General features: G+C 54.8%; 25 protein-coding genes. 16 read left to right on the plus strand and 9 right to left on the minus strand.

Annotated features, from left to right (window positions below; genetic code table 11):
• Window positions 1-52: 52 nt before the first annotated feature.
• The 5 genes from bioA (at window position 53) to NG653_RS06530 (ending at window position 5,919) form a co-directional block, all read left to right on the plus strand.
• The gene (gene bioA, locus NG653_RS06510) at window positions 53-1,327 is read left to right on the plus strand and encodes an adenosylmethionine--8-amino-7-oxononanoate transaminase (protein ID WP_252740877.1); all 1,275 of its coding nucleotides are present in this window, start codon (window positions 53-55) and stop codon (window positions 1,325-1,327) included.
• A gap of 6 nt (window positions 1,328-1,333) precedes the next feature.
• Entirely contained in the window at window positions 1,334-2,527 is a 1,194-nt protein-coding gene (locus NG653_RS06515; RefSeq protein ID WP_252740878.1) for a beta-ketoacyl synthase N-terminal-like domain-containing protein, read from the plus strand.
• A gap of 97 nt (window positions 2,528-2,624) precedes the next feature.
• Window positions 2,625-3,713, plus strand: a complete 1,089-nt coding sequence (gene bioB, locus NG653_RS06520; RefSeq protein ID WP_252740879.1) for a biotin synthase BioB — start codon at window positions 2,625-2,627, stop codon at window positions 3,711-3,713.
• Between the two features lie 76 nt (window positions 3,714-3,789).
• Window positions 3,790-4,650: a cupin-like domain-containing protein gene (locus NG653_RS06525; protein WP_252740880.1), complete on the plus strand. Its 861-nt coding sequence runs from the start codon at window positions 3,790-3,792 to the stop codon at window positions 4,648-4,650.
• A gap of 105 nt (window positions 4,651-4,755) precedes the next feature.
• Entirely contained in the window at window positions 4,756-5,919 is a 1,164-nt protein-coding gene (locus NG653_RS06530; RefSeq protein WP_252740881.1) for a hypothetical protein, read from the plus strand.
• Window positions 5,920-5,933: 14 nt separating this feature from the next.
• Here NG653_RS06530 and NG653_RS06535 read toward each other — a convergent pair whose 3' ends face one another.
• The 5 genes from NG653_RS06535 to NG653_RS06555 all read right to left on the minus strand — a co-directional run bounded on the left by NG653_RS06535 (window position 5,934) and on the right by NG653_RS06555 (window position 11,778).
• Entirely contained in the window at window positions 5,934-6,581 is a 648-nt protein-coding gene (locus NG653_RS06535; protein WP_252740882.1) for a sterol desaturase family protein, read from the minus strand.
• A gap of 63 nt (window positions 6,582-6,644) precedes the next feature.
• The gene (locus tag NG653_RS06540; protein ID WP_252740883.1) at window positions 6,645-7,130 is read right to left on the minus strand and encodes a regulatory protein RecX; all 486 of its coding nucleotides are present in this window, start codon (window positions 7,128-7,130) and stop codon (window positions 6,645-6,647) included.
• A 10-nt stretch (window positions 7,131-7,140) separates the two neighbouring features.
• The gene (locus NG653_RS06545) at window positions 7,141-9,564 is read right to left on the minus strand and encodes an alpha-L-rhamnosidase-related protein (RefSeq protein WP_252740884.1); all 2,424 of its coding nucleotides are present in this window, start codon (window positions 9,562-9,564) and stop codon (window positions 7,141-7,143) included.
• Window positions 9,565-9,684: 120 nt separating this feature from the next.
• On the minus strand, window positions 9,685-11,232 hold the full coding sequence (locus NG653_RS06550) for an Rne/Rng family ribonuclease (protein ID WP_252740885.1): 1,548 nt from the start codon (window positions 11,230-11,232) through the stop codon (window positions 9,685-9,687).
• A gap of 255 nt (window positions 11,233-11,487) precedes the next feature.
• On the minus strand, window positions 11,488-11,778 hold the full coding sequence (locus NG653_RS06555) for an HU family DNA-binding protein (RefSeq protein WP_045801496.1): 291 nt from the start codon (window positions 11,776-11,778) through the stop codon (window positions 11,488-11,490).
• Between the two features lie 118 nt (window positions 11,779-11,896).
• Between NG653_RS06555 and mutY the strand changes: the two genes are divergently transcribed.
• The 5 genes from mutY to NG653_RS06580 are packed head-to-tail and all read left to right on the plus strand — an operon-like array spanning window position 11,897 to window position 16,294.
• Complete coding sequence (gene mutY / locus NG653_RS06560; protein WP_252740886.1) at window positions 11,897-12,949, plus strand: A/G-specific adenine glycosylase; 1,053 nt, start codon at window positions 11,897-11,899, stop codon at window positions 12,947-12,949.
• A gap of 15 nt (window positions 12,950-12,964) precedes the next feature.
• Entirely contained in the window at window positions 12,965-13,429 is a 465-nt protein-coding gene (locus NG653_RS06565) for a single-stranded DNA-binding protein (protein WP_252740887.1), read from the plus strand.
• 19 nt (window positions 13,430-13,448) lie between these two features.
• Window positions 13,449-14,777 carry a gliding motility-associated protein GldE gene (locus NG653_RS06570; protein ID WP_370281083.1) on the plus strand — a complete coding sequence of 443 codons (1,329 nt, stop codon included), beginning with the start codon at window positions 13,449-13,451 and terminating at the stop codon, window positions 14,775-14,777.
• On the plus strand, window positions 14,767-15,327 hold the full coding sequence (gene gldD, locus NG653_RS06575; RefSeq protein WP_252740888.1) for a gliding motility lipoprotein GldD: 561 nt from the start codon (window positions 14,767-14,769) through the stop codon (window positions 15,325-15,327). Before NG653_RS06570 ends, gldD begins: the two co-directional genes overlap by 11 nt.
• A gap of 22 nt (window positions 15,328-15,349) precedes the next feature.
• Window positions 15,350-16,294, plus strand: a complete 945-nt coding sequence (locus tag NG653_RS06580) for a pyridoxal-phosphate dependent enzyme (protein WP_252740889.1) — start codon at window positions 15,350-15,352, stop codon at window positions 16,292-16,294.
• 3 nt (window positions 16,295-16,297) lie between these two features.
• On the opposite strand, the gene NG653_RS06585 is transcribed toward NG653_RS06580, so the two are convergent.
• Window positions 16,298-16,765, minus strand: a complete 468-nt coding sequence (locus tag NG653_RS06585) for a hypothetical protein (protein WP_252740890.1) — start codon at window positions 16,763-16,765, stop codon at window positions 16,298-16,300.
• 52 nt (window positions 16,766-16,817) lie between these two features.
• On the opposite strand from NG653_RS06585, the gene NG653_RS06590 reads away from it, so the two are divergent.
• Window positions 16,818-17,705: a DMT family transporter gene (locus tag NG653_RS06590; protein WP_252740891.1), complete on the plus strand. Its 888-nt coding sequence runs from the start codon at window positions 16,818-16,820 to the stop codon at window positions 17,703-17,705.
• Window positions 17,706-17,735: 30 nt separating this feature from the next.
• On the opposite strand, the gene NG653_RS06595 is transcribed toward NG653_RS06590, so the two are convergent.
• A complete protein-coding gene (locus tag NG653_RS06595; protein WP_252740892.1) occupies window positions 17,736-19,814 on the minus strand; it encodes a M16 family metallopeptidase in 2,079 nt (692 codons plus the stop codon).
• Between the two features lie 6 nt (window positions 19,815-19,820).
• The gene (locus NG653_RS06600; RefSeq protein ID WP_252740893.1) at window positions 19,821-21,140 is read right to left on the minus strand and encodes a M16 family metallopeptidase; all 1,320 of its coding nucleotides are present in this window, start codon (window positions 21,138-21,140) and stop codon (window positions 19,821-19,823) included.
• A 180-nt stretch (window positions 21,141-21,320) separates the two neighbouring features.
• On the opposite strand from NG653_RS06600, the gene NG653_RS06605 reads away from it, so the two are divergent.
• The 4 genes from NG653_RS06605 (at window position 21,321) to NG653_RS06620 (ending at window position 23,440) form a co-directional block, all read left to right on the plus strand.
• Window positions 21,321-21,776: a DUF4199 domain-containing protein gene (locus tag NG653_RS06605; RefSeq protein WP_252740894.1), complete on the plus strand. Its 456-nt coding sequence runs from the start codon at window positions 21,321-21,323 to the stop codon at window positions 21,774-21,776.
• A gap of 117 nt (window positions 21,777-21,893) precedes the next feature.
• A complete protein-coding gene (gene rplU, locus NG653_RS06610; protein WP_252740895.1) occupies window positions 21,894-22,406 on the plus strand; it encodes a 50S ribosomal protein L21 in 513 nt (170 codons plus the stop codon).
• A 38-nt stretch (window positions 22,407-22,444) separates the two neighbouring features.
• Window positions 22,445-22,705 carry a 50S ribosomal protein L27 gene (rpmA, locus tag NG653_RS06615; protein ID WP_252740896.1) on the plus strand — a complete coding sequence of 87 codons (261 nt, stop codon included), beginning with the start codon at window positions 22,445-22,447 and terminating at the stop codon, window positions 22,703-22,705.
• Window positions 22,706-22,855: 150 nt separating this feature from the next.
• Window positions 22,856-23,440 carry a DUF3332 domain-containing protein gene (locus NG653_RS06620; RefSeq protein WP_252740897.1) on the plus strand — a complete coding sequence of 195 codons (585 nt, stop codon included), beginning with the start codon at window positions 22,856-22,858 and terminating at the stop codon, window positions 23,438-23,440.
• Window positions 23,441-23,503: 63 nt separating this feature from the next.
• On the opposite strand, the gene ahcY is transcribed toward NG653_RS06620, so the two are convergent.
• Window positions 23,504-24,820 (minus strand): adenosylhomocysteinase, encoded by a 1,317-nt coding sequence (ahcY, locus tag NG653_RS06625; RefSeq protein WP_252740898.1) that lies wholly within the window; start codon window positions 24,818-24,820, stop codon window positions 23,504-23,506.
• Between the two features lie 143 nt (window positions 24,821-24,963).
• Between ahcY and NG653_RS06630 the strand changes: the two genes are divergently transcribed.
• Window positions 24,964-25,623, plus strand: coding sequence for a 4'-phosphopantetheinyl transferase family protein (locus tag NG653_RS06630; RefSeq protein ID WP_252740899.1), 660 nt, complete (start codon window positions 24,964-24,966; stop codon window positions 25,621-25,623).
• The last annotated feature ends 38 nt before the right edge of the window (window positions 25,624-25,661 follow it).

The raw sequence follows: 25,661 nt of genomic DNA on the forward strand, positions 1-25,661 counted from the left end.
TAATTTCTCATCTTTGCAAGGTATAAAAACCTTCACGGATAAAGAACCGATTTTGAAAAGCCTTTCACAACGGGACAGAAATTACATTTGGCACCCCCTTACCCAACACAAGACCCACCCTGAAGTGATCGGGATCAGGAAGGCGGAAGGGGTTTACCTCTACGATGAAGAGGGCAAAGGATATATCGATGGGATTTCTTCCTGGTACACGGCGGTTTATGGTCATTGCAACCCGTTTATCACCGGGCGCGTCGCCCGGCAAATGGAACAGCTCGACCAGGTGGTCTTCAGTGGGTTTACCCATGAACCGGCGGTATCCCTTTCGGAGAAACTAATCCCATTGCTTCCCGGGAACCAGGCCCGCTTGTTCTTCTCCGACAACGGCTCCACCGCCGTGGAGGTGGCCATCAAGATGGCCCTGCAATACCATTTCAACCGGGGCGAGCGACGCAAGGTTTTGCTGGCGTTTGAGGAAGGGTTCCACGGAGATACCTTCGGGGCCATGTCGGTCTCCGGGCTCTCGGTCTACAACGGCCCCTTTGCCGATTTCAGCCTGGAGGTGAGGCGTATCCCGGTACCGGACCAGGAGGAACCCACTGCCCTGCTCACCCGGCTTGAGGAACTCCTCGAAACGGAATCGGTGGCTGCCTTTGTGTATGAGCCCCTGGTACAGGGGGCAGCAGCCATGAAAATGCATAACGCCCGCGGGCTGGACCGCGTCCTTGGTTGCCTCCGGGAGAAGGGGGTGTTGCTGGTCGCCGATGAGGTAATGACCGGGTTTGGCAAGACGGGCACCCACTTTGCCTCCGGACAACTCAAAACGCAGCCCGATATCCTTTGCCTCTCCAAGGCCCTTACGGCAGGGCTCCTTCCCATGGCCGTTACCAGTTGTACCGCAGCGGTTTTTGATGCCTTTTATGGGGATGACCTTTCCCTTGGGTTTTTCCACGGGCACACCTATACGGCTAACCCCCTGGCCTGTACCGCAGCGCTTGCAGGGCTGGAATTACTGGTATCGGAGCCCATCCAGGAGGGGATCAGGCGTATAATGCACTCCCACGGGGAGTTCCTGCGACGGGTGGACGGACACCCGGCCGTCAGGGCCTCCCGACAATGTGGGGTGATCCTGGCCCTGGACCTCGATGCCCCGGGCCCCCGTTACGGGGCTTTCAGGGACCGGGCCATGCGGTTTTTCATGGAACGCGGGGTCTATCTCAGGCCCCTGGGGAATACCGTCTATGTATTGCCGCCCTATGTGATCCGCCGGGAAGAGCTCCAAAAAATCTACGGGGCCATAGAGGCCCTGCTCGAACAACTCAAGGCATAACCTGAAATGGCTTTCGAACCGGTATCCCTGGTATCCATTGCATCCCTGTCGGCCCTTGGACTGGGGCCGGAAGAGGTATGGGCGGGATATTCCAGGGCGGCTTCCCATGCCCTCAGTACCATGAATGATGGGGCCGGTGGGCTGGCCTATGGGGGGAGGATCCCGGAAACCACCCGCACCCGGGTCAGGGAAATTCGGGAATCCTATTCTGCCTACGCCCATCTCGACCCCACCGTGATCTATGCCATCGCGACCAGCCGCATGGCGGTAAAGCAGGCCGGGTGGGACCGGGCTTCGCGGTTTGGGGTCAACCTCGGGTCTTCCAGGGGTGCCACGGAAATTTTTGAGCGCTACCATGGGGAATTCCTGGAGACCGGGAAGGTGGGCAGCCATGCCTCCCCGAGCACAACCCTGGGCAATATCGCCTCCTGGGTGGCACAGGACCTGGGTGCCCGTGGCCCGGAGATCTCCCACTCCATTACCTGCTCCACCGCCCTGCATGCAGTTTTGAACGGGGTAGCCTGGATAAGGGCCGGTCTGGAAGACCGGTTTCTGGTAGGTGGGAGCGAGGCCCCCCTGACCCCCTTTACCCTGGCCCAAATGCGGGCCCTTAAAATCTACAGTCGGGAAACGGGGGATTACCCCTCCCGGGCCCTCGATCTGGATAAAACGAATAACAGTATGGTATTGGGCGAAGGCTCTGGGGCGGCCTGCCTGGAAAATGGGCTGAAGCCCGGGGCCCTGGCCCTGATTTCGGGCCTTGGCTACGCTACCGAAGACCTGACCAGCGCGGTATCCCTGAGCCGGGAAGCTTCGTGCCTGCAGCGCGCCATGAACATGGCCCTTGCCGGGTGCGACCCGGGGCAGGTTGACGCCGTGGTCATGCATGCCCCCGGAACCCTCAGGGGGGACCGGGCAGAATACAGGGCCCTCCAACGGGTTTTTGGGCAGCAGCTTCCGGCCCTGACGACCAACAAATGGAAACTCGGGCATACCCTGGGGGCCTCGGGCCTGCTCAGCCTGGAGTTGGCCGTACAGATGCTGCAACACCAAAGCTTTGTTGCGGTTCCGTTTGTGCAGGGTATCCGGCCCCCGGGCCGGCTAAGGAAAATACTTGTCAATGCGGTGGGGTTCGGGGGCAATGCAGTGAGCCTCCTTGTGGAGCGGCCTCCCGGAGCCGAGGGGGAACCGTTCCCCTGAGGTTGCCGGTTTACGCCCAATAGGCTATTTTTGGAATTCAGTGCAACCATCCGAACCGGGGATCCAGATCCATTCCCGAAGCGGTAAATGAATAGAAATGAACGATATCAGGCATACGTGGACCCGGGAGGAAATCATGGAGGTGTATAAAAAGCCCATCATGGAGTTGCTGTATGAAGCAGCCTCGGTCCACCGGGCCTACCACGACCCCAATACAGTACAGGTTTCCACCCTTATTTCCATCAAAACCGGGGGGTGCCCGGAAGATTGCGGGTACTGCCCCCAGGCGGCCCGTTACCATACCGATATTGAGGGCAACGAACTGATGACGGTCTCGCAGGTAAAGGCACAGGCCCTGCGCGCCCGCGCCGCCGGGAGCTCAAGGGTTTGCATGGGGGCGGCCTGGCGGAATGTGAAGGATGGCCCCGAGTTCGACCAGGTGCTGGAAATGGTCCGGACCATCAACAAACTCGACATGGAAGTGTGCTGTACCCTGGGCATGCTTACCGAGAACCAGGCACTTCGCCTGGCGGAGGCCGGGCTCTATGCCTACAACCATAACCTGGACACTTCTGAAGACTATTATAAAGATGTGATTTCCACCCGGGCTTATGAGGACCGCCTGGAAACCATAGGAAATGTCCGCAAGACCAATGTCACGGTATGCAGCGGGGGGATCATCGGGATGGGGGAACGCCTCGAAGACCGCGCCGGGATGCTGGTTGCCCTGAGTTCCCTGGACCCACAGCCGGAATCGGTACCCATAAACGCCCTGGTAGCCGTGCCGGGAACCCCCCTGGAAGACCAGCAACCTGTTTCCATATGGGAAATGGTGCGGATGGTGGCCACCACGCGGATAACCATGCCCCGGACCCAGGTGCGGCTCTCCGCCGGGCGTACGGGGATGAGCCGGGAGGGCCAGGCCCTTTGTTTTTTTGCCGGGGCCAATTCCATCTTTGCGGGCGATAAGTTGCTCACCACGCCGAACCCCGATGTGAATGAGGATATGGAGATGTTCCGGCAGCTCGGCCTGAAACCCCAGGAGCCCTTTGCCAAGGGGCCCAGGCCTGTTTCGGTGGAAGCGACGGAAGCCGTGCACCATGCCCTCGGCGAAAAGCCCCGCTGGACCAGGCCCGGGCATACCATCGAAAGGAACGAACAGGCGCGCACCGGCCGTCGGGAATAAATGCCTGCAGGGAGCAGACAGGATATCGGGGTGTTGGGGACGTTTCTTAATTTTATCGGCTAAATTCCACCCAAAAGTGAAGCTCGAAGAAGTAACCAGGATAACAACTATTTCCAGGGAAGCCTTTCTGAATGATTTTTTCAGGCCGCAGCGGCCTGTGGTTATCGAAAAGGCGATAACCTCGTGGCCCGCCTATTCCAAATGGAACCTGGATTATATGCGGCAGGTGGCCGGCGATAAAATAGTACCCCTATACGATGACCGGCCGGTAGACCACCGGGAAGGGTTTAACGAGCCCCATGCCAAAATGCGCATGGACGATTACATCGACCTTTTGAAACGGGAGCCGACGCGATACCGCATATTCCTCTGGAACATCCTGAAAGAGGTGCCCCGCCTGCAGGACGATTTTGAATTCCCCGATTTTGGCCTGAAACTGATGAAAGGCCTCCCCATGCTGTTTTTCGGCGGGCGGGATTCGTATACCTTTATGCATTACGATATCGACCTGGCCAATATTTTCCATTTCCACTTCGATGGGGTGAAGGAGTGCATCCTGTTTCCGCAATCGGAGAACAACGTACTCTATAAAGTTCCTCATTCCCTGATTACCCACGAAGGCATCGACTTTTCAGACCCGGACCTCAATAAATGGCCTGCCCTCAGGAATGCCCGGGGGTTCAGGACTCGACTGGGCCATGGGGAGGTCCTCTATATGCCTGAAGGGTACTGGCATTATATGCGGTATGTGACCCCGGGGTTTTCCATGAGCCTGCGGGCTATTGCCCGAAATCCGGCGAATCTGGGAAAGGCGGTTTACAACCTGCTGGTGATGCGGAACTATGACAACCTGATGCGGCGGCTGCGCGGGCAGCAGTGGATCGACTGGAAAAATCAGCAGGCCATTGCCAGGACCCATAAAATGCTTTCTCCATAGGTTTCCGGCCTCTTCCGGAATATGTTTCCTTTTCGTCCAACTCTTTTTCGGCTGTTATGGATAGGATTCCTAAATTTGGGTCTGACCCTGCAAGGAAGCCGACCTATGGAATTAATCCCCCTGGCCACAAAAAAAGATGAAAAACGCTTCCTTGAATTCCCGGTTTCCCTTTACAAAGGCAACCCTCACTGGATCCGGCCCCTGGATGCCGACATAGAATCCGTTTTCGACCCGCGAGAAAACAAAACCTTCCATGATGGGGTATGCAAGCGGTGGCTGCTGCAGGAAGGGGACAAAATCATAGGCAGGATCGCAGCATTTGTGATCCGCGCCGCGGACCGGGACGAGGGCCCTGAGTCCCGGGGCGGGGTGGGGTTTTTTGAATGTATCGACAGGCAGGAGGCGGCCAACGCCCTTTTTGATGCCGCCAGGGACTGGCTGCGGCAACAGGGGGTTGCGTTTATGGATGGGCCGATCAATTTTGGCAAACGGGACAAATGGTGGGGTTTGCTCACCAAAGGTTACGAGCTGGAGCCCAATTACCAGAGCAACTACAATTTTCCCTATTACCGGGAATTGTTCGAGAGGTATGGCTTTAAGACCTATTTCGAGCAGTATACCTTTATTAAACCGATCCACGAACCCCTGAGCTCCCGGCTTGAGTACAAGGCGGACCGGATTGCTGAAGACCCCTCATATACCTTTGAACATTTACGCCTTTCCGATATTGACAAATACGCCGCCGATATTATTCAGGTGTATAACCGCGCCTGGAAAAAGCACCAGGGGGTAGACTCCCTTACCCTTGACCAGGGCAGGGCCATGATGGCCCGTATAAAGCCGATTATCGACGAAAAACTCATCTGGATTGCCTACTACAGGGAAGAGCCGGTGGCCATTTTCGTCAATATCCCGGAGGTAAACCAAATTCTCAGGCGCCTCAATGGCAGGTTAGACTGGTTGGGAAAGCTGAAATTCTTCTGGTTAAAAAAAACAGGCCGGATAACCCGTGTGCTGGGAATGGTTTTTGGCGTGGTCCCGGAGCACCAGGGGAAAGGGGTCGACGGGGCCATTATCCACGCCTGTGCCCGGGTCATCCGCACACAGCGACACTACCAGACCATTGAACTGAGCGGGATCGGGGACTTTAACCCAAAAATGATCCTGGTTGCCCGGCAGGTAGGGGGCCAGCTTGGCAAGGTCCATACCACCTATCGCTACCTGTTCGACAGGCAAGCCCCTTTTGAGCGGATGAAGCCCATCCGTTGAATCCTGGGGTTTTCTCAGGCCTCTTCTTTCGCTTCCGCGGGCGGCATGGTGCCGAATACCCGGTCCCAAAAAGTGCTGGAGACGCCAAAAGCCCGGTCGGGGTACCGGTAATGGTGCAGGCTGTGGTGCATCCAGAGCTTCCTGAACCGTTTTGGCGGGCGCATCACATGGGTTGCGCGGTGCACAAAGGAATACAACAGGTACCCTGTAAAAAAGCCCGGGAAGAACCCGAAGGTGATTCTTGGGACCCCAAATACAAGGAAGGCCAGATAAAAAATGCCAAATAATATTCCTGCCATAAGCAGCCCCGGGACGGGGGGCATCAAAAGGCGTTCTTTATCCCTGGGAAACTGGTGGTGCGACCCGTGCATGATAAAGTGGAACCGCTGCGACCACCTGGCTTCGGAAACCCAATGGAACACATAGCGGTGGAGCAGGTATTCGGCCAGGGTCCAGAAAAGCAGCCCGACCACAAAGAGTCCGGCAAGGAGCCATGGCTCCAGGCCAATGCGGAACCGCGCCAAAGCAAGTAACCCCGCAATGGTGCCCCCGTAGACGATGATGTTCTGGGTGGGGTTGGTTTTGGTGAGGCTTTCCAGGAAAGGGTTTTTGAAAATTTGCGCTTGCCCGTGCTGGAATTCTGTGGTTACCTTTGGTTTCATTTTCCCTTGCATTTGGTTCTCAAAAGATACAAAAATATCCGAAACCTTGCAGGGGTAGTGTTTTCAGGGGTTGCGTTCCAGCACCTTTATTTTGTCGTGGACCAACTCCATTTCCCAGCCCCTGTAAAAGAAGTAGTCGGCGAATTTCCGTTTCTTTTTCTGTACGTCGGTTTCCCTGGCCAATTGCCCCCAGCGGGTTTCCGCAAGGGCATGGAAGGCCCTGAGGTATTCCTGCTCGGGAATTTCGTCCAGGGCCTTTTGGATGAGGTATTCCGAAAGGTTGCGTTGTTCCAGGGCTTTCCGGATCCTGACCCTGCCCCATCCCTTCTGGTGGAATTTACCCCTGGAAAACGCCAGGGCGAACCGTTCCTCGCTCAGGAAACCCGATTCGATCAGTCCGACCACAATGGCGTCAATGGCTTCAGGGATCATGCGCATTTGCCTGAGCTTCTGCACTACTTCCTGGTGGCTGCGCTCCTGGAAGGCGCAATACCGTTCCATCCGTTTTTTGGCTTCTTCCAGGGTAAAGGATTTTTGCGGAAAGGCCATCCCGGGGAGCTTAGTTTTTTATGTACCTGAGTTCAATGGCCTGCCCCTTGCCGGAAACCTCAAGGGTTCCGTTCTCCCACCTTTGCAGGGCCTCCCCCTCAAGGAGTTCCAAACTCCCTTCCAGGACCCCTTCCAGGTGGAGCAGCAGGTTCCAGTCTTCGCGGGTTTGTACCACCCGCAGGCGGATGCTGCCCTCCGGATCCTTCTCGTAGAAAACCGATACCCTGTTCTCCCCTATGTGAACATCCTCCAAAGAAGCCTTCTCCCAGGAAGCAGGCATCTGAGGCCGGAGGCGTACCTGTTTGCGCGAGGCCATCGGGTCGATCCCAAAGAATTGCCGGATGATCGGGACCGCAAAGCTGTAGCTGTTCCAGGCCTGTGCAATCATGCCATAATCGGGGGAGACTTCGTACATGCTGCCGGGAAAGGCGTAGCTAAAGCTGCGGACCATGCGGTTGAGGTAGTCCAGGGCCTGGTCGGGCCTTCCGTAATTGTTTTCCGCGATCGCCTGTACCCCGGTGGGCAGGGTCATTACCGCCCCGGTATAAGAAAAGACAGAGCTCCCCTTGAAGGACCCTTTGTCGTCACCGGCAGTTTCGTCCCGGTCAATGCCCGTGACGAACATCCCAAAGGGATTGGTGAAGTTTCGGGCCGTTTCCAAAGCCTCCAGGGCTTTGTCCCGGTCGGCAATCCCCATTTCCATAGGGGTGTTCACCACCCAATTATGATGTACCACAAATGGCCTTGGCCGGGGATGCGGGTTTTGCAGGATCTGGTTCCGGGTCTGCTCCAGTTCCCTCGCCGCCCAGGGTTTGCCCAGGGTGTCGGCCCGGACTATGGCGTCTTCGATTAGCCCCAGGGCCTGCTGGTCGGTCCCTATAAAATCTGCATAGGACCGGAACGGGGCTGACCAGAACTCCCTGTTGATCCGGGCCTTTAAGGTATCGGCCTGTTGGGCGTAGGCCCGGGCCAAACTGGTTTCCCCGAGTTCCTCTGCCATAAGGGCGGCATGGGAGAAGGCCGCCTGGGTATAGGAGGCCACGTCTATCATCTCGCTGTCGAGGCCGTGGATTTCCATCATCCCGAATCCGTCGGGGAATCCGTTTCCATCCCGGTCATTCTCATCCATCAGCCATTGGAGCCCTTTCTTCACCGTGGGGAAATAGCGCTTCAGGAAGTCGCGGTTGCCATCCCATTTATATACCTGCCAGACCAGGGAGGCGAACTGGGGGGTTTCATTGATATTCCCCGGGTTAAAGACCGCCCCGTTGGTCGACATTTCGTGGAGGATCCGCCCATTGCCGTTTACCGCTTCTGAAACGCTGTCGAGCAGGCGGATGGTTTCATAGACGATTTCGCGTTGCCCGAGGGCCATGTACCCCTGCAGGGCATATTCGCTGTCGACCCCGAACCACCAGGGGTAGTCCGGGATACCGGCCCCGATCCCCCTTCCGATTTCAGGGACGTCCCGGATCAGCCAGTCGCAATTGTACTTCAGCCATTCAAAGGTTTCGTTCAGCGCGCTGTCGGGGGTGGTAAGTCGAGAACGGGAAGCCAGGCCGGCGTAACGCTCCCGCTTGGCTATCAGGTCTGCAGAGGCATTTTTCAGGAGGTCTGAAAAAGTGGCTTTGGCTTGCGCTTCATCGCTATAGGATCCTGCAATGGCGAAGCGGATTGTTTTTTGCCCACCGGGGGGAAGGGTCACGGCATAGGACAGGACTGAACTGGTTTCGTTTCCCGCTTTCCCGGGGGTGTCCAAAGGCGCTGGGGACTCCCGGCTATCTGCCGGAAGGTCCGAGCCAAAGACCACGAACCAGGGGTTGAGCGAATCTTTGACCACCCAGGCCCCCAGTGCCTCGTCGAAAGCCGGAAGGTCTTTGCCGTCGGCCATGCCGGTGCGTTCCCCCAACCAGGTCGGACGAAGGTCGGTGTGTCCCACAAAGCCGAACTCCAGGGGCATTTCCTTTTGGGAAGTATTCCGAAGGACATACTCCACTACCACGCCCTCTTTCGCGTCGGGCACAAACTGCCATCGCTCAGCCTCCAGGCCCGGCAAGCCCCGAGAATAGTCGTGGCGCCCCGCCATGGGGTAATTCACAAACCTGTGGGCCCCTTCAAGGGGGTGGGTCACCCCATCGAGGGTCAGGAAGGCTGTGAACCCGTCCATCAGTTTAATGGGGTGGTCCCAGATCCCCCCCATTTCCCCTTTGATGTGCCATCCGAGGTCGGGGAAGCTCCCATCCTGGTACCCGACCATATACACCCGGTCTCCGGCTGTCAGGAAGGGGCTCTGCAGGTACTCCTTTTTACCCTCAATGGAGGGCTCCCCCTTCAGGAGGCTGCCTAAGGGCCTATCGGAAGCCGGCGGGCGTTCCTGGCAGGAAAACATCAGCAAGATGCCCAGGGCGAAGGGGTACAGCGTGGGGAATTTCATGACCGCATAGGGGTTTAGAGGGTTACCATCTCCTAAAAATACGTATTTGGGCGCAGAGTACAGAAAGGGCCAAGGGCAGGGGACAAAAAAAAACAGCCCCGGCGAGGGGGCTGTTTTGTGTTATTCCAGGGGATTGCCTTCCCGGTCTGTAAACCGGTATTCCAGGTAGGTATAGGCGTCCCTGGGCTGGATTTTGATCCATTTTTTGTGCTCCAGGTACCATTTGGAACGAATGGAAGGGAATCCTTTGGTAAGGTAGGCGGCAATAAAGGGGTGCGCATTCAGGGTAATGCTCCGCTCCCGACCGCCTGATTTCAGGATTTGCTCCAGGTCGTAACTGATTTTTTCGATCAGCATGATGGGAGCTTCCACTTCCTGTCCGTCACCGCTGGGGTTGGCTTCCGAGGTCTTGATGTTCACCTCGGGGCGGACCCTTTGCCGGGTAATCTGCACCAGGCCAAATTTGCTCGGGGGCAGGATTTTGTGCTTCGCACGGTCGTCGGCCATTTCGTCCCGAAGCTTGTTGAACAACTTCTTACGGTGCTCCGGGCGCGCCATGTCGATAAAATCGATGACGATAATGCCACCCATATCGCGAAGGCGCAATTGCCTGGCAATTTCCGTAGCCGCAAGGAGGTTGACCTCCAGGGCCGTATCTTCCTGGTTGCGGGCTTTGTTTGACCGGTTTCCGCTGTTCACATCTATTACGTGCAGGGCTTCGGTATGTTCGATCACCAGGTAGGCCCCCTTGCTCATGGAGGCTGTCCGTCCGAAGGAAGTTTTGATCTGCCTTTCTATCCCGAATTTTTCAAAAATCGGGACATTGGAAGTATAGTACTTCACTATGGATTCCTTTTCAGGGGCAATTTCATGCACATAATCCCTGATCTGGGTGTAAAGCGTTTCGTCATCCACATAAATCCCGGTGAAGGTGTCGTTGAATACGTCCCGCAATATGGAGGAGGCGCGGTTCAGTTCCACCAAAACCTTGGAGGGGGTGGGTGCCTGTTGCAATTTCTTGCACATCGACGTCCATTTGGACATCAGATTTTCCAGATCCTTATCTAATTCGGCTACTTTTTTGCCTTCGGCTACTGTCCGGATGATCACTCCAAAACCTTTTGGCTTGATGCTCTGCACCAGGCGCTTCAACCGGTCCTTTTCCTCTTTGCTGGGGATCTTCTGGGAAACGGAAACCCTGTCCGAGAAGGGAACCATCACCAGGTACCTCCCGGCAATGGACAGCTCTGAACTGATCCGCGGGCCTTTGGTGGAAATGGGCTCCTTGACAATTTGCACCAGCATGGACTGGTTCGGCTTGACAACATCCTTGATGTTGCCATTTTTATCGATGTCATTTTCAACCGGGAAATTCTTGAGGGAGTAATCCCTCAATTTGCCGGAGCGCACCATCTTTATAAACTTAAGCATGCTGCCCAGCTGAGGCCCGAGGTCGTGGTAGTGCAAAAAGGCGTCCTTTTCGTATCCAACGTCCACAAAGGCTGCGTTTAGCCCGGGAACCGGTTTTCTTATTTTGGCGACCAGGATGTCTCCCACATTGAAATTGTGGTCGTTTTCATCCTTGTGGAGCTCTATAAGCCTGCCATCTTTGAGTAAGGCAAAATCGACGGAATCAGGTCTGGATCTTACGATTAATTCTCTATTCACCTGATTTGATTTAGTTCCACTTTCCGTAGAAAATGAAAGGATTAAACAATATAAGTATACAGGTTGTATCGTAAACCCGTCGAAATCCTCGAAAGAATTTCTATGTCAATGAACGTATAGAAAAAAGGAAAAAGTAGTTGTTGGAACTACTTTTTCTTGTGTCGGTTAGCTCTCCTTCTCTTTTTGCGTTTGTGGGTCGCTACCTTATGTCTTTTTCTTTTTTTACCACTCGGCATAGCTCAGTTTTAACGGTTACTATTTAACCTGCACGTTGCTCTTCACTCCTTCGACAAACACCTTGGCAGGTTTAAAGGCCGGAATATTGTGAGCAGGTATTTTGATGGTTGTATTTTTGGAAATGTTCCTTCCTGTCTTTTCAGCACGGGTTTTGATGATAAAACTGCCAAAGCCCCTGAGATATACATTGTCGCCGTTTTCCAAAGAGGACTTTACTTCTTCCATAAAGCTCTCCACAGTAGCCTGTACATCTCCTTTTTCCATTCCCAGTTTTTCTGAGATCCTCGATACGATATCCGCTTTCGTCATTTTAAATTATCTGTAGGTTTCAGGGTTGCAAATATATAAATATTATTCAATTTTTTTTCCTGCCCCTTCATTTTTAAGTCCTTAAATACAGTTAGTTTTGGATCCCTGTTAAAGACCCATGGAATTTTCGGATGTAATTCTCGCCTGGTACCGCACCCATAAAAGGGATCTGCCCTGGAGAAATACCCGGGATCCTTACCCTATCTGGCTCTCTGAAATCATGCTCCAGCAGACCAGGGTCGCCCAGGGCCTGCCCTATTTCCTGAAGTTCATGGAGCATTTCCCCACGGTGGGAGACCTGGCGGCTGCCCCCGAAGAAGAAGTCCTGAAGCTCTGGCAGGGCCTGGGGTATTACTCCCGGGCGCGGAACCTGCATGCCGCGGCCAAAACCATTTCCAGGGAATATGAGGGCAATTTCCCGCAGACGTATGAAGGACTCCTTAAACTAAAAGGCGTGGGGGCCTATACGGCCGCGGCAATCAGTTCTATTTGTTTCCAAGAGCCCAACCCGGTGGTAGACGGGAATGTGTACCGGGTACTGAGCCGGTATTTCGGGGTCGACCTTCCGGTCAACGCCCCGGAGGGGATGCGTTATTTCGCCAAACTGGCCCGGGAAGTAATGGATGCAGAGCAAATCGGGGATTACAACCAGGGGCTGATGGAATTTGGCGCCCTGCAATGCGTTCCCCGGAACCCCGATTGTGCGGCCTGCCCCCTGGGCGGGGGTTGTGAGGCAGTCCGCCAGGGCAGGGTGGGCGAACTCCCGGTCAAGCTGCCGAAGAAGGGGGTGCGCACGAGGTATTTCAACTACCTGTTCCCCGTGGATCGGGAATTCCGGACCCTGCTTACCCGCCGCAATGGACCTGGAATCTGGGAGGGGTTGTTCGAATTTCCCCTGGTGGAATCGGGGGGCGTCGTCCCCGAGGATGGGATCAGGGCCCTCCTGCCCGGGGCAGGGATACAGGGGCTGGGCGAAGCCACGGATGTGGTGCGATTCAACCCGAACCCCATCATCCACAAACTCTCCCATCAACACCTTTACGTAACCTTCTGGATCGTGCACCTCCCCGGTTCCCTGGAAGGCGCGGTGCCCATTTCCCAAATGCATTCCTACCCCGTTCCCGTGCTGATTGCAAATTTCATGGAAACGGTTAAAAATTCGTACTTTTGACCGAAGGGAAATTCTATGAGCGGAACATTAAATAAAGTAATGCTGATTGGCCATCTGGGAGACGAGGTCAAGTTACACTATTTTGAAGGCGGCAATTGCATCGGGCGATTCCCGATCGCCACCAATGAGACCTACACCAATCGCCAGACGGGTGAAAAGGTCACCAATACCGAATGGCACAATATTGTGGTGCGCAACAAAGCTGCGGAAATCTGTGAGAAATACCTCAGCAAGGGCGACCTGATCTACGTGGAAGGACGCCTGAAGACCCGGCAGTGGCAGGGCGAGGACGGGGCAACCCGGTACTCCACCGAGGTACAGGTCACTGATTTTACCTTCCTCTCCAACAAGGGAGGGGAAGAGGCCAGGGGTGCCTCCCCGGCATCCAACATGGGAAGCGGCGTTTCCCAGGGGCCGGCTGCCGGAAAAACTCCCCCGAGGGCGGAACCCCCGGAGGAAGAGGACGACCTGCCTTTTTAAGTAACCAAATACCAAGCACTTGGACCCTGACCCCCTAAGCGCTCTCTTCCTCGGGATGGCTCCCGACGCCTACCTGATCCTGAAGTTTACCTTGTTGGTGGTAATGTTGCTGTGTTCCGGCCTGATTTCAGGGGCGGAAGTCGCCTTTTTTGGCTTGTCGCAGACTGAGCTGAATGAAATCAAGGCTTCCGGGGATGCCAAGGGCAAAGTTATCCACAACCTGCTGGAAAAGCCGCGGAAACTCCTCGCTACGGTCCTGATCGCCAATAACGCCATCAACATTGGGATTGTACTGCTTTTGAATGATATTGGGGACACCCTCTTTGCGGGCATTGACCAGGTTTTCCTGGGGGTCCTCTCCGCCAGGTTTTTACTGGAAGTGGTGCTCGCGACCTTCCTGATCCTTTTGTTCGGGGAAATCCTGCCCAAGATCTACGCGAACCGAAACCGCCGTGCTTTTGCCCTGCGGATGACCTATGCCATCAGGGTACTCGACATCCTGTTCACCCCGGTGACCAGCCCCATGCGGAAGGGGAGCCTGCTCCTCTACAAATACCTGGGGAAACAGAAATCGAACCTCAGTGTAGACCACCTTTCACAGGCCCTGGAACTGACTTCCGAAGGCGACACCACCCGGGAGGAACAAAAGATCCTGCAGGGAATTGTTTCTTTTGGCAATACCGACACCAAGCAGGTCATGCGACCGCGGATCGATATTTTCGCCCTGAACGAATCCATGAAGTATTCCGAGGTGCTGGAAGAGATCCAGAAAAACGGCTATTCCCGCATCCCGGTGTACAACGAGAACCTCGACAACGTCCTGGGGGTGTTGTACGTCAAGGACCTGCTTCCTTACCTGGATCGGAAGTCCTTCAACTGGGTTTCCCTGATCAGGGAGCCCTTCTTTGTCCCCGAGAACAAGAAACTGGATGACCTCCTGCTGGAATTCCAGAACAAAAAAAACCACCTGGCCATTGTGGTGGATGAATTCGGGGGCACCTCCGGAATCGTTACCCTGGAAGATGTCATCGAAGAAATTGTAGGCGACATCAGCGATGAGTTCGATGACGAGGACCTGGTCTATTCCAAACTCGACGATTACAACTACGTTTTCGAGGGCAAGACCAACCTGAAGGACTTTTACAAGGTCATCCACCTGGAAGACCCTGTGGAATTTGAGAACCGGAAGGGCGAATCGGAAACGGTGGCAGGCTTTGTCCTGGAAATTGCCGGGGATTTCCCCCGGAAGGGCGAGAAAGTACCCTTTAACGGATACCAGTTTATGGTGGAAAGCATGGACCGGAAACGACTCAAACAAATAAAAGTGACCCTCCCCCATGAGAAATAACCTCCTCCTTCTGGGCTGCTGCCTGGTACTTGGCCTCCTGTGTTCCTGCAAGGAAGACCCCCAGCCCAAACCCCGGGCCCTGTTGCGGCTCGAGTATCCCCGCCCGGCTTATCGCCTGATGGATGCGCCCTGCCCCTTTGAGTTTGAGTATAACCAGATGGCCGTTGCCGGGCTGAGGGAAGGCTGCGATATGGTCCTGGACTACCGCCCCATGAACGGATCGGTGTACCTGACCTATAAGCCGGTGGAGGGAAACCTCAGGGAATTGCTCTCGGATGCACAGAAACTCTCGTACCAACATGTGGTGAAGGCCGACAATATTGTGGAGCAGCCCTATGTAAACGAGCAGGAACGCGTCTATGGCATGTTTTATGAAGTGCGGGGCGATGCCGCCTCCCAGTCGCAGTTTTACGTCACCGACAGCACCCGGCATTTTGTTACCGGATCGGTGTATTTTTACGCCAAGCCCAATTATGATTCCATCCTGCCGGCAGCTTCCTACCTGCAGCAAGACATCCGCCGCATCATGGAAACCATCCGATGGAAATAGGCATGCTTTCAAAAGACCTCAGATGACCCCGTACACAGCAGAAGCGTTGGCTGAATGCCACCGCAAAATCACCCCTTACATCCATCGGACTCCCGTGCTTCGTTCCCGGTTGCTCGACGAACTTTCAGGGGCCAGCCTGTTTTTCAAATGCGAGAACTTCCAGCGGGGCGGCTCATATAAAATCAGGGGGGCCACCCATGCCCTCCTGGTAAAAATGGAGGAGGGCCCCTTGCCCGGCGTGGTCACCCATTCCTCCGGGAATTTTGCCCAGGCCCTTTCGCTGGCTGCGAAAAACCTCGGCATCCCTGCCTACATCGTAATGCCGCAGAACGCCCCGGAAGTAAAAAAGCAGGGAGTGCGGGAGTATGGGGGCCGGATTTTTGAATGCGCCCCTACCCTGGAGGCCCGCGAAAGGGAGGCCGCTCGCATCGGGCGTGAAACCGGTGCGGTATTCATACACCCCTCAAACGATCCGTGGGTAATGCTGGGCCAGGGTACGGCCTGCAAAGAACTGCTCGAAGAGGTGGAGGCCCTTGATTTTGCAGTGGCCCCTGTGGGCGGGGGTGGCCTGCTGGGGGGCACTGCCCTGGCGGCAGCTTTTTTTGGCAGCAACTGCCAGGCCATTGGGGCGGAACCCCTGGCAGTGGATGACGCCTACCGCTCCCTGAAGGCGGGGAAGATTTTGGGAAACGCGACTACCGATACCATTGCCGATGGGTTGAAGACCGTTTTGGGGTCGTATACCTTTCCCGTAATTCAGGAGTATGTGAACACCATTGTCAGGGTCACTGAAGAGGAAATTGTCGGGGCCATGAGGCTGGTCTGGGAACGCATGAAAATAGTCATTGAGCCTTCCAGCGCCGTTACCCTTGCGGCAGTCCTGAGGGAGCCAGCTCTTTTCCGGGGGAAGCGTACAGGCCTTCTGATTTCAGGCGGGAATGTGGACCTGGGGCGTTTGCCTTTCTGAAGGCTACTCTTGCGGGATACTGTCGCGGGCCCCTAGAAGCGCCCTTGCCCTGCGGATACTCCCCATGACCTGGTTTTGCATAGCCCTGACCTTGACCTCTTCCTCGACCAGCCAGGTTTCTTTTTCGCGGCTCAGCGCTTTTCCCTTCATGATTTCCTCGTGGTCAAAGCGTTCCCCAAACCCCTGCATCCAGTCCATCATTGAAGTATGGGCCTTCTGGAGGTCCTGCATTGCCCTGCGGTACTCCTGACCCTGTTCGGTACTGTCTGCCAGGGGCTTCAGGTCTGCCACCAGTTTGGAGATCGTGGTCATTTCCGGCATTACCGAATCGTGGATGGCCATTACCTGCTCCATCCGGGAGGGTTCCTTTTCCGCTTCCCGGCATGAGGCCATATAAAGTACGCTGGCCAGGAGGCCGGTGAAAAGGAATATTCGTGAAAAGTTCAGGGAAGCTGTGGTTTTCGCTTTCATGGTTTCGGAATCTATGCCAAATGTAGCAACTTTGCCCAAACTAACCCCTGGGATGAGCGATACAAACCGACGCCTTTTCTACCTGGCCCTGCTATCCCTAATATGGGGAAGTTCCTATATCCTTATCAAAAAGGGGCTCGAAGGTTTTTCGGCCACCCAGTTGTGGAGTGTCCGCGTGCTGCTGGCCGGTCTTTTGCTTTTGGCCATCGGGGCCCGTTCCCTCCGCACCATTGGGAAAGCCGAATGGCCCTGGGTGGCCCTTAGCGGCGTGGTGGGCAGCTTTATTCCCATGTTCCTTTTCGCCTGGGCCGAGACGGAAATCGACAGCAGTATCGCCTCGATCCTGAACTCCCTGGTGCCCCTTTTCACCCTTTTTGTGGGCTACCTCCTTTTCCGGATATCCTTTTCTCTAAACCAACTGGCGGGCGTGCTGGTGGGGTTGTTGGGGGCAGCCCTGCTCATCTGGCTGGGGGCCGGGGTAAACCCGGGCCAGAATTACTGGTTTGCGGGCCTGGTTGTACTAGCCGCCCTCTGTTATGCCTTTAATGCAAATATCATCAAAAGCAAGTTGCAGTCAGTAAGCCCCATGGGGATCGCCGTGGGCAATTTCTTGTTTTTGCTGCCCCCGGCCCTGGCCATCATACTCGGATCGGGAGCCCTGTCGTCGCCGGTCAGGGAAGGGCCCCATTTCTGGTCCTCCCTGGGGTATATCGCCCTGCTCTGTATTTTCGGGACCGCCATCGCCAAGGTGATGTTCAACCGGCTTATACAGATTTCCACCCCGGTCTTTTCCGTGTCGGTTACCTACCTGATCCCGGTGGTGGGGGTTTTCTGGGGCCTTCTGGACGGGGAGCGTTTCAGCCCCGGGCAGGTGGGGGCGGCTGCCCTGATCCTGCTGGGGGTTTACCTGGTCAACAAAACAAAAAAGGCACCCGGGTAGGGCGCCTTCCTGTTTATCCCGTCACCGGGGTTAATTGAAATCGGTTTCCTTTACTTCATAGTTGATGACTGCCTCCAGCAACTTGCTCTCCACTTGTTGCGGCCCCATGGGCACCATGCGGAGGGAGGGGAATTTAATCCCGTCCACCTCCTGGTATTCCTTGATGAATACTTCCTGGTTCTGGGTCTGGCCGTTCATGCTGGTCACAGTGGCTTCCTTGATTTTAAGGCCGGTTTCCACATCGTAGAAGTAGCTGGCCTGCACCACTTCGCCCGGTACGTCTATGCGATAGGCCGATTTTCCCTCAACCGTTTCCACCCCGGCTACCCTGGCTTCGGGGTTGGCACTAATGGCCTGTTCCACAAAGATTCCAAGGCTTTTTTGCAGGTCGTTCTTCATCCCTTCGGGCAGGGGCATCTTGTTGCCCCCCTGTTTCATGTAGAGTTCATCCCCTTTGGCGATGACCCCCATCATGGGGGAATCGTTCATGAAGGTCGTCTGGGAAAGCCTGTCCGCAGTACGGAGCTCTTCCACCTTAATGGTCGCCCCCATGGCGGAGCTTTCATAAACCAGTTTGAGGCTGCTTATTTTCTCCGTGGCTTCCTTTCCCCCTATGGCCTCGAAATAGCGGTCGATAACCGACTGCACGCTCACGCCCTCCGGGACGGCAGCTCCTAAATCGGGTTTCTCCGCAGGGGTGGCGTATTTGTCAAAATAGAAAACAGGGACAGTTTTGCCTTTGAATTCCACCTTCTCGAGGTTTTCCAGGACCTCACTCCCCTTTCCGGCCACCACCACACGGGCGTTGTCTACCTTGAAATACTTCTGTGCCACCCGCTGCACATCTTCTACGCTAATGGCGTTGATCCGCTCCAGGTAGTTGGAATAGAAATCCGCAGGAAGGTCTTCCTGTATGGTATTCAGGGCATAGCGCGCCACAGTGGAGGGCTGTTCCAGGGCAAGGACAAAGGAGCCCACATATTTTGCCTTGGCAATCTCCAGTTCTTTTTCGGAAACCGGCTCGGTCAGGATGCGGTCCACCTCCTTCAGGATTTCGACCACGGAACTGTCTGTTACCGCATTGCGGACGCTGGCACTGGCCTGGAACCGCGAGGGGGCCCATTTGTCGTTGCCCAGGGAAGAATAGGAACCATAGGTGTAGCCCTTGTCTTCCCTCAGGTTAAGGAAAAGGCGGGCTTCAGCCCCTCCGCCCAGGATACGGTTGGCCACCAGGGCAGGCAGGTAATCAGGGTCCTTCATTTTTAGGTCCACCAGGTTCTGTACCCTGATCTCTGACTGTACGGCATTGGGCACATCTACAAAATTGATCTGGGTGTATTGGGCGTCTGAAGGCTTGGAAAACGCAAAATGGGGTGGAGAAGCTTTTAACCAGCGCGAAAAATGCTTATCCACCAGGGCCTGAACTTCTTCCTTGTTCGTGTCTCCGATAACCACCAGGTAGGCGTTTGCGGGCACAAAATAATTCTGGTAGAACCGCTGCACATCGGCGAGGGTCACATTGTTGACAGTTTCTTCGGTGATAAATTCCCCATAAGGGTGTCCCTTGCCATATGCCAGGGCTCCCTGAACCCGGCTCGCGATGGCCGAGGCGCTTTTTTCCTGGGTTTTAAGGCCGGTGATCAGCTTGTCCTTTTCCTTGTCGAACTCCTCCTGGGTGAAGTTGGGGTTGATCGCCGCATCAGCCATCAATTCGAACAGGCGCGGGAAGTATTTGGTAAGGCTCGACCCGAAAGCCCCCTGGGAGCCAAAATTCAGGGTAGCGCCCATAAAGTCGATTTCCTCGTTGAAGTCGTCTTTTGGGATGTTTCGGGAACCGTTGCCGATCAGGCTTCCCGTAAGGCTCGAAACCCCGGCCTTATCCCCTTCCAAAATGGGGGGGTTGTCTATGTTCAACTGTATAGATACGCGCGGCAGCTTGTGGTTCTCCACCACCAAAACTGTAAGGCCATTTGGGGTTTCAAAGCGTTCAGCTTCCTGCAGGTTGATCTTGGGGGCTGGTCCGGCTTCAGGCATTTTTGAACGGTCTGCCTGGGCTACCGCCACCGTGGAGGCCAGGGCCAGCGCGAGGGTTAAAAATATCTTTTTCATAGCGTCTTAGTTGTCCATTTTGTCTCCGGGCAGGTATTCGATCACCGCCCGCTGGGTTGGTTTCAGGTATTTTATGGCCACGTCCCGGATCTCTTCCCGGGTGATGGACCTGTAGATGTCGATCTGCTTGTTGATCAGGGAAGTGTCGCCATATAACATATAGTAGGTGGCGAGGGAGCTCGCAATCCCCTGTATGCTTGAATTCGAACTCACGAAATCATTCTCGAATTTGTTCTGCAGCTTCTGGTAATCCCTTTCTGAGATCAGGTCGAGTCGAAGTTTGGCGATTTCCTCTTCAGATTCCTCTACCAAAGTCTCCAGGGCGGTCTCCCCCACCGGGAGGGAGAATACCACATACATGCCGTAGTCTTCCTGGGCAATGTTGAAAGCGCCGACCTGCAGCGCTTGTTTTTGTTCGTCCACCAGCTTTTTGTAGAGCTTTGAGCTCTTTCCGTCGCTGAGGTAGGTGGAAATCATGTCCAATACGTATGCGTCCCTTTCCGCAAAGCCAGGGGTGCGGTAGGCCACGATGGAAGCCGGAATCTGGATGTTTTTATCGTAGGCTTTGGATCTTATTTCCTGGGTGATGGGGGCTTCCTCCGGGTAATCCCGTACAATATCCTCCCCCCTGGGGATTTCGGCAAAATAGCGTTCCACCAGGGTTTTGGTGGCAGCCAGGTCAATATCCCCGGCTACAACCAATACCGCGTTGTTGGGCACATAATACTTCTGGTTGTAGGCAACCACGTCCTCCAGGGTCGCGGCGTCCAGGTCTTCCATGTAGCCGATGTTGGGGTCCTTGTAGGGGTGTACCTTGAAAAGGGTTTCCCCAAGGACGGGGAGGATCTGGCCATAGGGGGAGTTGTCGTACCGAAGCCGCTTTTCCTCCTTTACCACCTCCTGCTGGGTGTCGATGCCCTCCTGGTTGATTACCGGGTGCAGCAGGCGTTCCGATTCCAGCCATAGCCCGAGCTCCAGGTTGTTGGAGGGGAATACCTCGTAATAATAGGTCCGGTCCTGGGAGGTGTTCGCGTTGTTCTGCCCCCCGCGCGAGGAGACGATCTCAAACCATTTGCCCCTTTCGATATTCTTGGTGCCTTCAAAAAGGAGGTGTTCGAAAAGGTGGGCAAACCCGGTCCGCCCGTCGGTGCGGTCCTTCCCTCCCACGTGGTACATCACGGAGGTGACCACAACCGGGGCGGAGTTGTCCTGGTGCAGGATCACGTGGAGGCCATTGTCGAGGTCGTATTCCTCATAGGAGACCTCCTGGCCATAAAGCGCCCCTGTTCCTGCCAGAAGCAGCGCCGTTAGTAAAATGTGTTTCATGTCAGTGGTTTTTGATAGAAGGGTTTGTAGTCAAAATGAGGTTTAGGTTACGTCGAATCTCAGGCATAAAAATAAGCCCTGAACGAAAATCACGGGGAATCAGAGCCCTGGTTTAACAATCTTTTACCACTTTTTCAGCGAAAAAATGCTAAATTAAAGGAAAATAATCCGATGCTTCCGTTGAAAAACTTTGCCCTTCCCCTTCGCTTCGGGCTGGCGACTTCTGGTATTCTTATTGGCTATTTCCTGCTCCTCTCCCTGGTTGACCTTCATACCAATGTGTTCTACAGCCTGTTTAACGGGGTCATTACCGGGTTTGGGATTTACGAGGCGATCAGGTACTACAAGCTGGAGCAGGGAGGCGCGTTTACTTACGGAAAGGGCTTTGTGGCCGGACTCACCGTCGGGTTTATCGCAACGGTGCTCTTCACCCTTTTCTTTGCCTTTTACAGTACGGAAGTAAACACCGGGTTTCTTCCGGCCCTTTCCACCTCTTTTTTCGACGATTTCCGGAATTTTGAGGCCATCGTTTTCTTTACGGTAGCCATCATGGGCTTTGCCACTACCCTTGTCCTGACCCTGTCATTTATGCAGCTCTTCAAGAGGAGCAACAACCACCGGCAAAAAAACTTCTAAAATCTACATCTGCCCCTTGGCATTTGGGGATTAAACCGTATATTTGCACCCGCCTTTGCCAAAATCCCAGATGAGACTGGCGGGCCAAACCATAACGTTCATTTATACACAATCGCTATGTACGCAATCGTAGAGATAGCAGGGCAGCAATTCAAAGTTGCAAAAGACCAAAAGGTTTTCGTACATCGGCTTAAAGAGGAAGAGGGGGGTAAAGTTACCTTTGACCATGTCCTTCTGTTAAGCGATGACAAGCAGGTAACCATTGGCGCCCCGGCTATAGAAGGTGCAGCTGTTGAGGCAAAGGTCCTCAGGCACCTGAAGGGAGACAAAGTCATTGTCTTTAAGAAAAAAAGGCGGAAAGGATACCGCGTTAAAAATGGCCACCGCCAGTACCTGACCGAAGTGGTCATTGAAGGCATTGCTGCCTCGGGTGCTAAAAAGGCTGTTGCCAAAAAAGAGGCCCCGGCCGCCAAGGCCCGGCCGGAAGCTGCAAAGCCTGCAGCCAGCCCGGCGGAGGACTTTTCCGGGATGACCGTGGCCGAACTGAAGGAGCTGGCCCGGGATAAGGGTATCAGCGGGTATTCCGCAATGAAAAAGGCAGAGCTTATCGAAGCGTTGTCTGGAAAGTAAATCGAGTAACCGGGATTTTCCCGTAAATAGTATAGATCATGGCACATAAAAAAGGTGTAGGTAGTTCCAAAAACGGGCGGGAGTCGGAATCGAAACGCCTCGGCGTGAAAATTTTTGGCGGCCAGAAGGCTGTTGCCGGGAACATCATCGTTAGGCAACGCGGCACCAGGCACAATGCCGGTGACAATGTATATGTTGGCAAGGACCATACCCTGCACGCCAAAGTCGACGGGATTGTCCGGTTCAGCAAGAAGACCGGGGGCAAGTCCTTTGTTTCCATCGAGCCGGCGGAGGCATAGTTCCCTTCCTGAAATTCTTTAAAAAAACCCGCCTTTGTTAAAGGGCGGGTTTTTTTATGCCCGGGGGTGTGGCACCCGTTTTTCCCATTGTGGGGCGAACTCGGCGGAATTTGTTATCTTCCGGGTACCGTAACCCTAAAATGAAAAAACATGAAAAAACCAATCATCGCCATGGCTCTGGCTGCGAGCCTGCTTTTCAGCAGCTGCCTGGGATCTTTCCAGGCGTTTAACAACCTGAAAGAATGGAACCAGGGTGTATCCGAAAGCAAATGGGTAAATAACCTGATTTTTTGGGGGTTGAACATCGTCCCTGTATATGCCCTCTTTTTGGTAGGGGATACCCTGATTTTTAATGTCATTGAATTTTGGTCAGGTTCTAACCCCATTGCCATGGACGAAGGGGAGAAGGAGGTTCAACTGGTTGAATATGAAGGGAACACCCTGGAAATGGTCGCCACAAAGAACCGGATGCAGATCGCCGTTGTGGATGGCCCGGAAACGGGCAAAAAACTGGAATTGTTTTACCGGCCCGATGAAAAGTCGTGGAATGCCATCCGGCCAGACGGGGAAATCATCAGGTTGTCTTCCATGGAGGAAGGCTTCTATATGGTTTACCTGCCCAACGGGAATGCCCTGCGTATCGATCCGGACATGCCCAGGGATGAAGGCCTCGCCCTGCTGAAGGAATACAAGGCTTGTTATATGATGGAAGGCATGCTGGCCGAGGCCAGGTAAATGCCAGCCACCAAAAAAGAAACCCCGGGCATCCCCGGGGTTTTTTCTTTCCTGTTCCCTGGCTTAATACCGGTAATATTCGGGTTTAAAAGGGCCTTTCGGGGCTACCCCTATATAGGCAGCCTGTTCGGGCCTCAGTGGGGTCAGCTCTGCCCCAAGCCTTGATAAATGCAGGGCGGCTACCTTCTCATCGAGGTGTTTGGGCAGGGTGTAGACCTGGTTCTCATACTGATCGGGGTTGGTCCACAGTTCCATTTGAGCCAGGGTCTGGTTCGCAAAGCTATTGCTCATTACAAAGCTGGGGTGCCCTGTGGCACACCCGAGGTTCACCAGGCGGCCTTCCGCCAAAACCAGGATGTCTTTGCCTTCAATGGTGTATTTGTCGACCTGTGGCTTGATCTCGTCGCGGGTATGCCCGTAATGGGTATTGAGCCATGCCATGTCTATTTCATTGTCGAAATGCCCGATGTTGCAGACGATGGCCTTGTCTTTCATGGCCCTGAAATGTTCTTCCCTGATAATGTCTTTGTTCCCCGTGGCCGTGATGACAATATCTGCAAGCCCAACCACGGTTTCCATCCGTTTTACCTCATATCCGTCCATACAGGCCTGCAGGGCACAGATGGGGTCTATTTCGGTAACGGTAACAATGGCCCCGGCCCCCCGGAAGGAGGCGGCCGTTCCCTTGCCGACGTCGCCGTACCCGGCAACCACTACGCGCTTTCCGGCCAGCATGGTATCGGTAGCCCGGCGAATGGCATCCACCGCGCTTTCCCGGCACCCGTATTTGTTGTCAAATTTGGATTTGGTCACCGAATCATTCACATTGATGGCCGGCATGGGGAGCGTTCCCTTTTTTACCCTTTCGTAAAGGCGCAGCACCCCGGTGGTGGTTTCTTCGGAAATCCCCCGTATACCCGCAGCCAGCTCCGGATACCGGTCCAGCACCATATTGGTCAGGTCGCCCCCGTCGTCCAGGATCATATTCAGGGGCTCACGATTTTCGCCGAAAAACAGGGTCTGTTCGATGCACCAGTCAAACTCCTCTTCAGTCATGCCTTTCCAGGCATACACGGGAATCCCGGCCGCGGCAATGGCTGCCGCCGCATGGTCCTGGGTGGAAAAGATATTGCAGGAACTCCAGGTGACTTCAGCCCCCAGTTCCACCAGGGTTTCGATCAGCACAGCGGTTTGGATGGTCATATGGAGGCACCCGGCTATCCGGGCACCCTGTAGGGGCTTCTTTTTCCCATATTCCTCCCGCAGGGCCATAAGCCCGGGCATTTCCGCCTCGGCCAGCGCTATTTCCTTCCGTCCCCACCCGGCCAGGGAGAGGTCTTTGACTTTATAGGGGATGTATTCCACCGCTTTCGTTCTCATGATTCCAATTATTTTTGGGATATTTATGCGGGGTTTCTTTTGCCTGCCAAAGGCCGGTTTGGATACCCCGAAAAACCAGTTTACCAATCTGTCCTATATCTGGAAAGGACGGTTACAAAGGTACTGATTAGTTTATATTTCCCATGCCGCTGCTGAAAAGAATCGAGAGCCATCCGGGCCTGCAGGCCTTCCTCTGGAAAATTGAGGAACCCGAATCCTGGCTGGCCAGGGGGATTGAACTCACCCCCCATTGCCAGGGCCGGATGAGCAGTATGAAATCTGAACTGCATCGAAGGGGGTTTCTGAGCATCCGGCACCTGATGGCCGAAGGGGGATACCGCGATGCGGATTTGTTTTATGACCAAAACGGCAAACCGCACCTGCGCGACGGCACCCATATTTCCATCACCCACTCTTTTGAAATGACCGGCATTATCCTCTCACGGCAGCTGGAGGTGGGGATCGATATAGAGAAACAACGGCATAAGATCCTGCGTATCGCTCACCGCTTTACGCCCCTGAGCGAATACCACGACCTTGCCAATGAGGAGGCCCTGGTACGGAAATTGACGGTTGTCTGGGGGGTCAAGGAGTCACTTTATAAGGTCATGGGAATCCATGGGTTGAGTTTTTTGAACCATATTACGGTAGACAACTTCGACCTCGACGACGGGCAGACCACTGCCAGGGTGGTATACGGGGGGAAGTGTACGCATTTCAATGCCTTTTTCCTGGAGCTGGAGGGGTTCACCTGTGCCTATGCCACCAGGGTCCCGACGGCAAATCAGGCCCCGCGCCCATGACGGGTTTTTCAATCTCTGCCCCACTGCCTACCTTTGTG

Origin of the sequence: Robiginitalea marina (assembly GCF_024006985.1) — a bacterium.
GTDB classification, from domain to species: Bacteria; Bacteroidota; Bacteroidia; order Flavobacteriales; family Flavobacteriaceae; genus Robiginitalea; species Robiginitalea marina.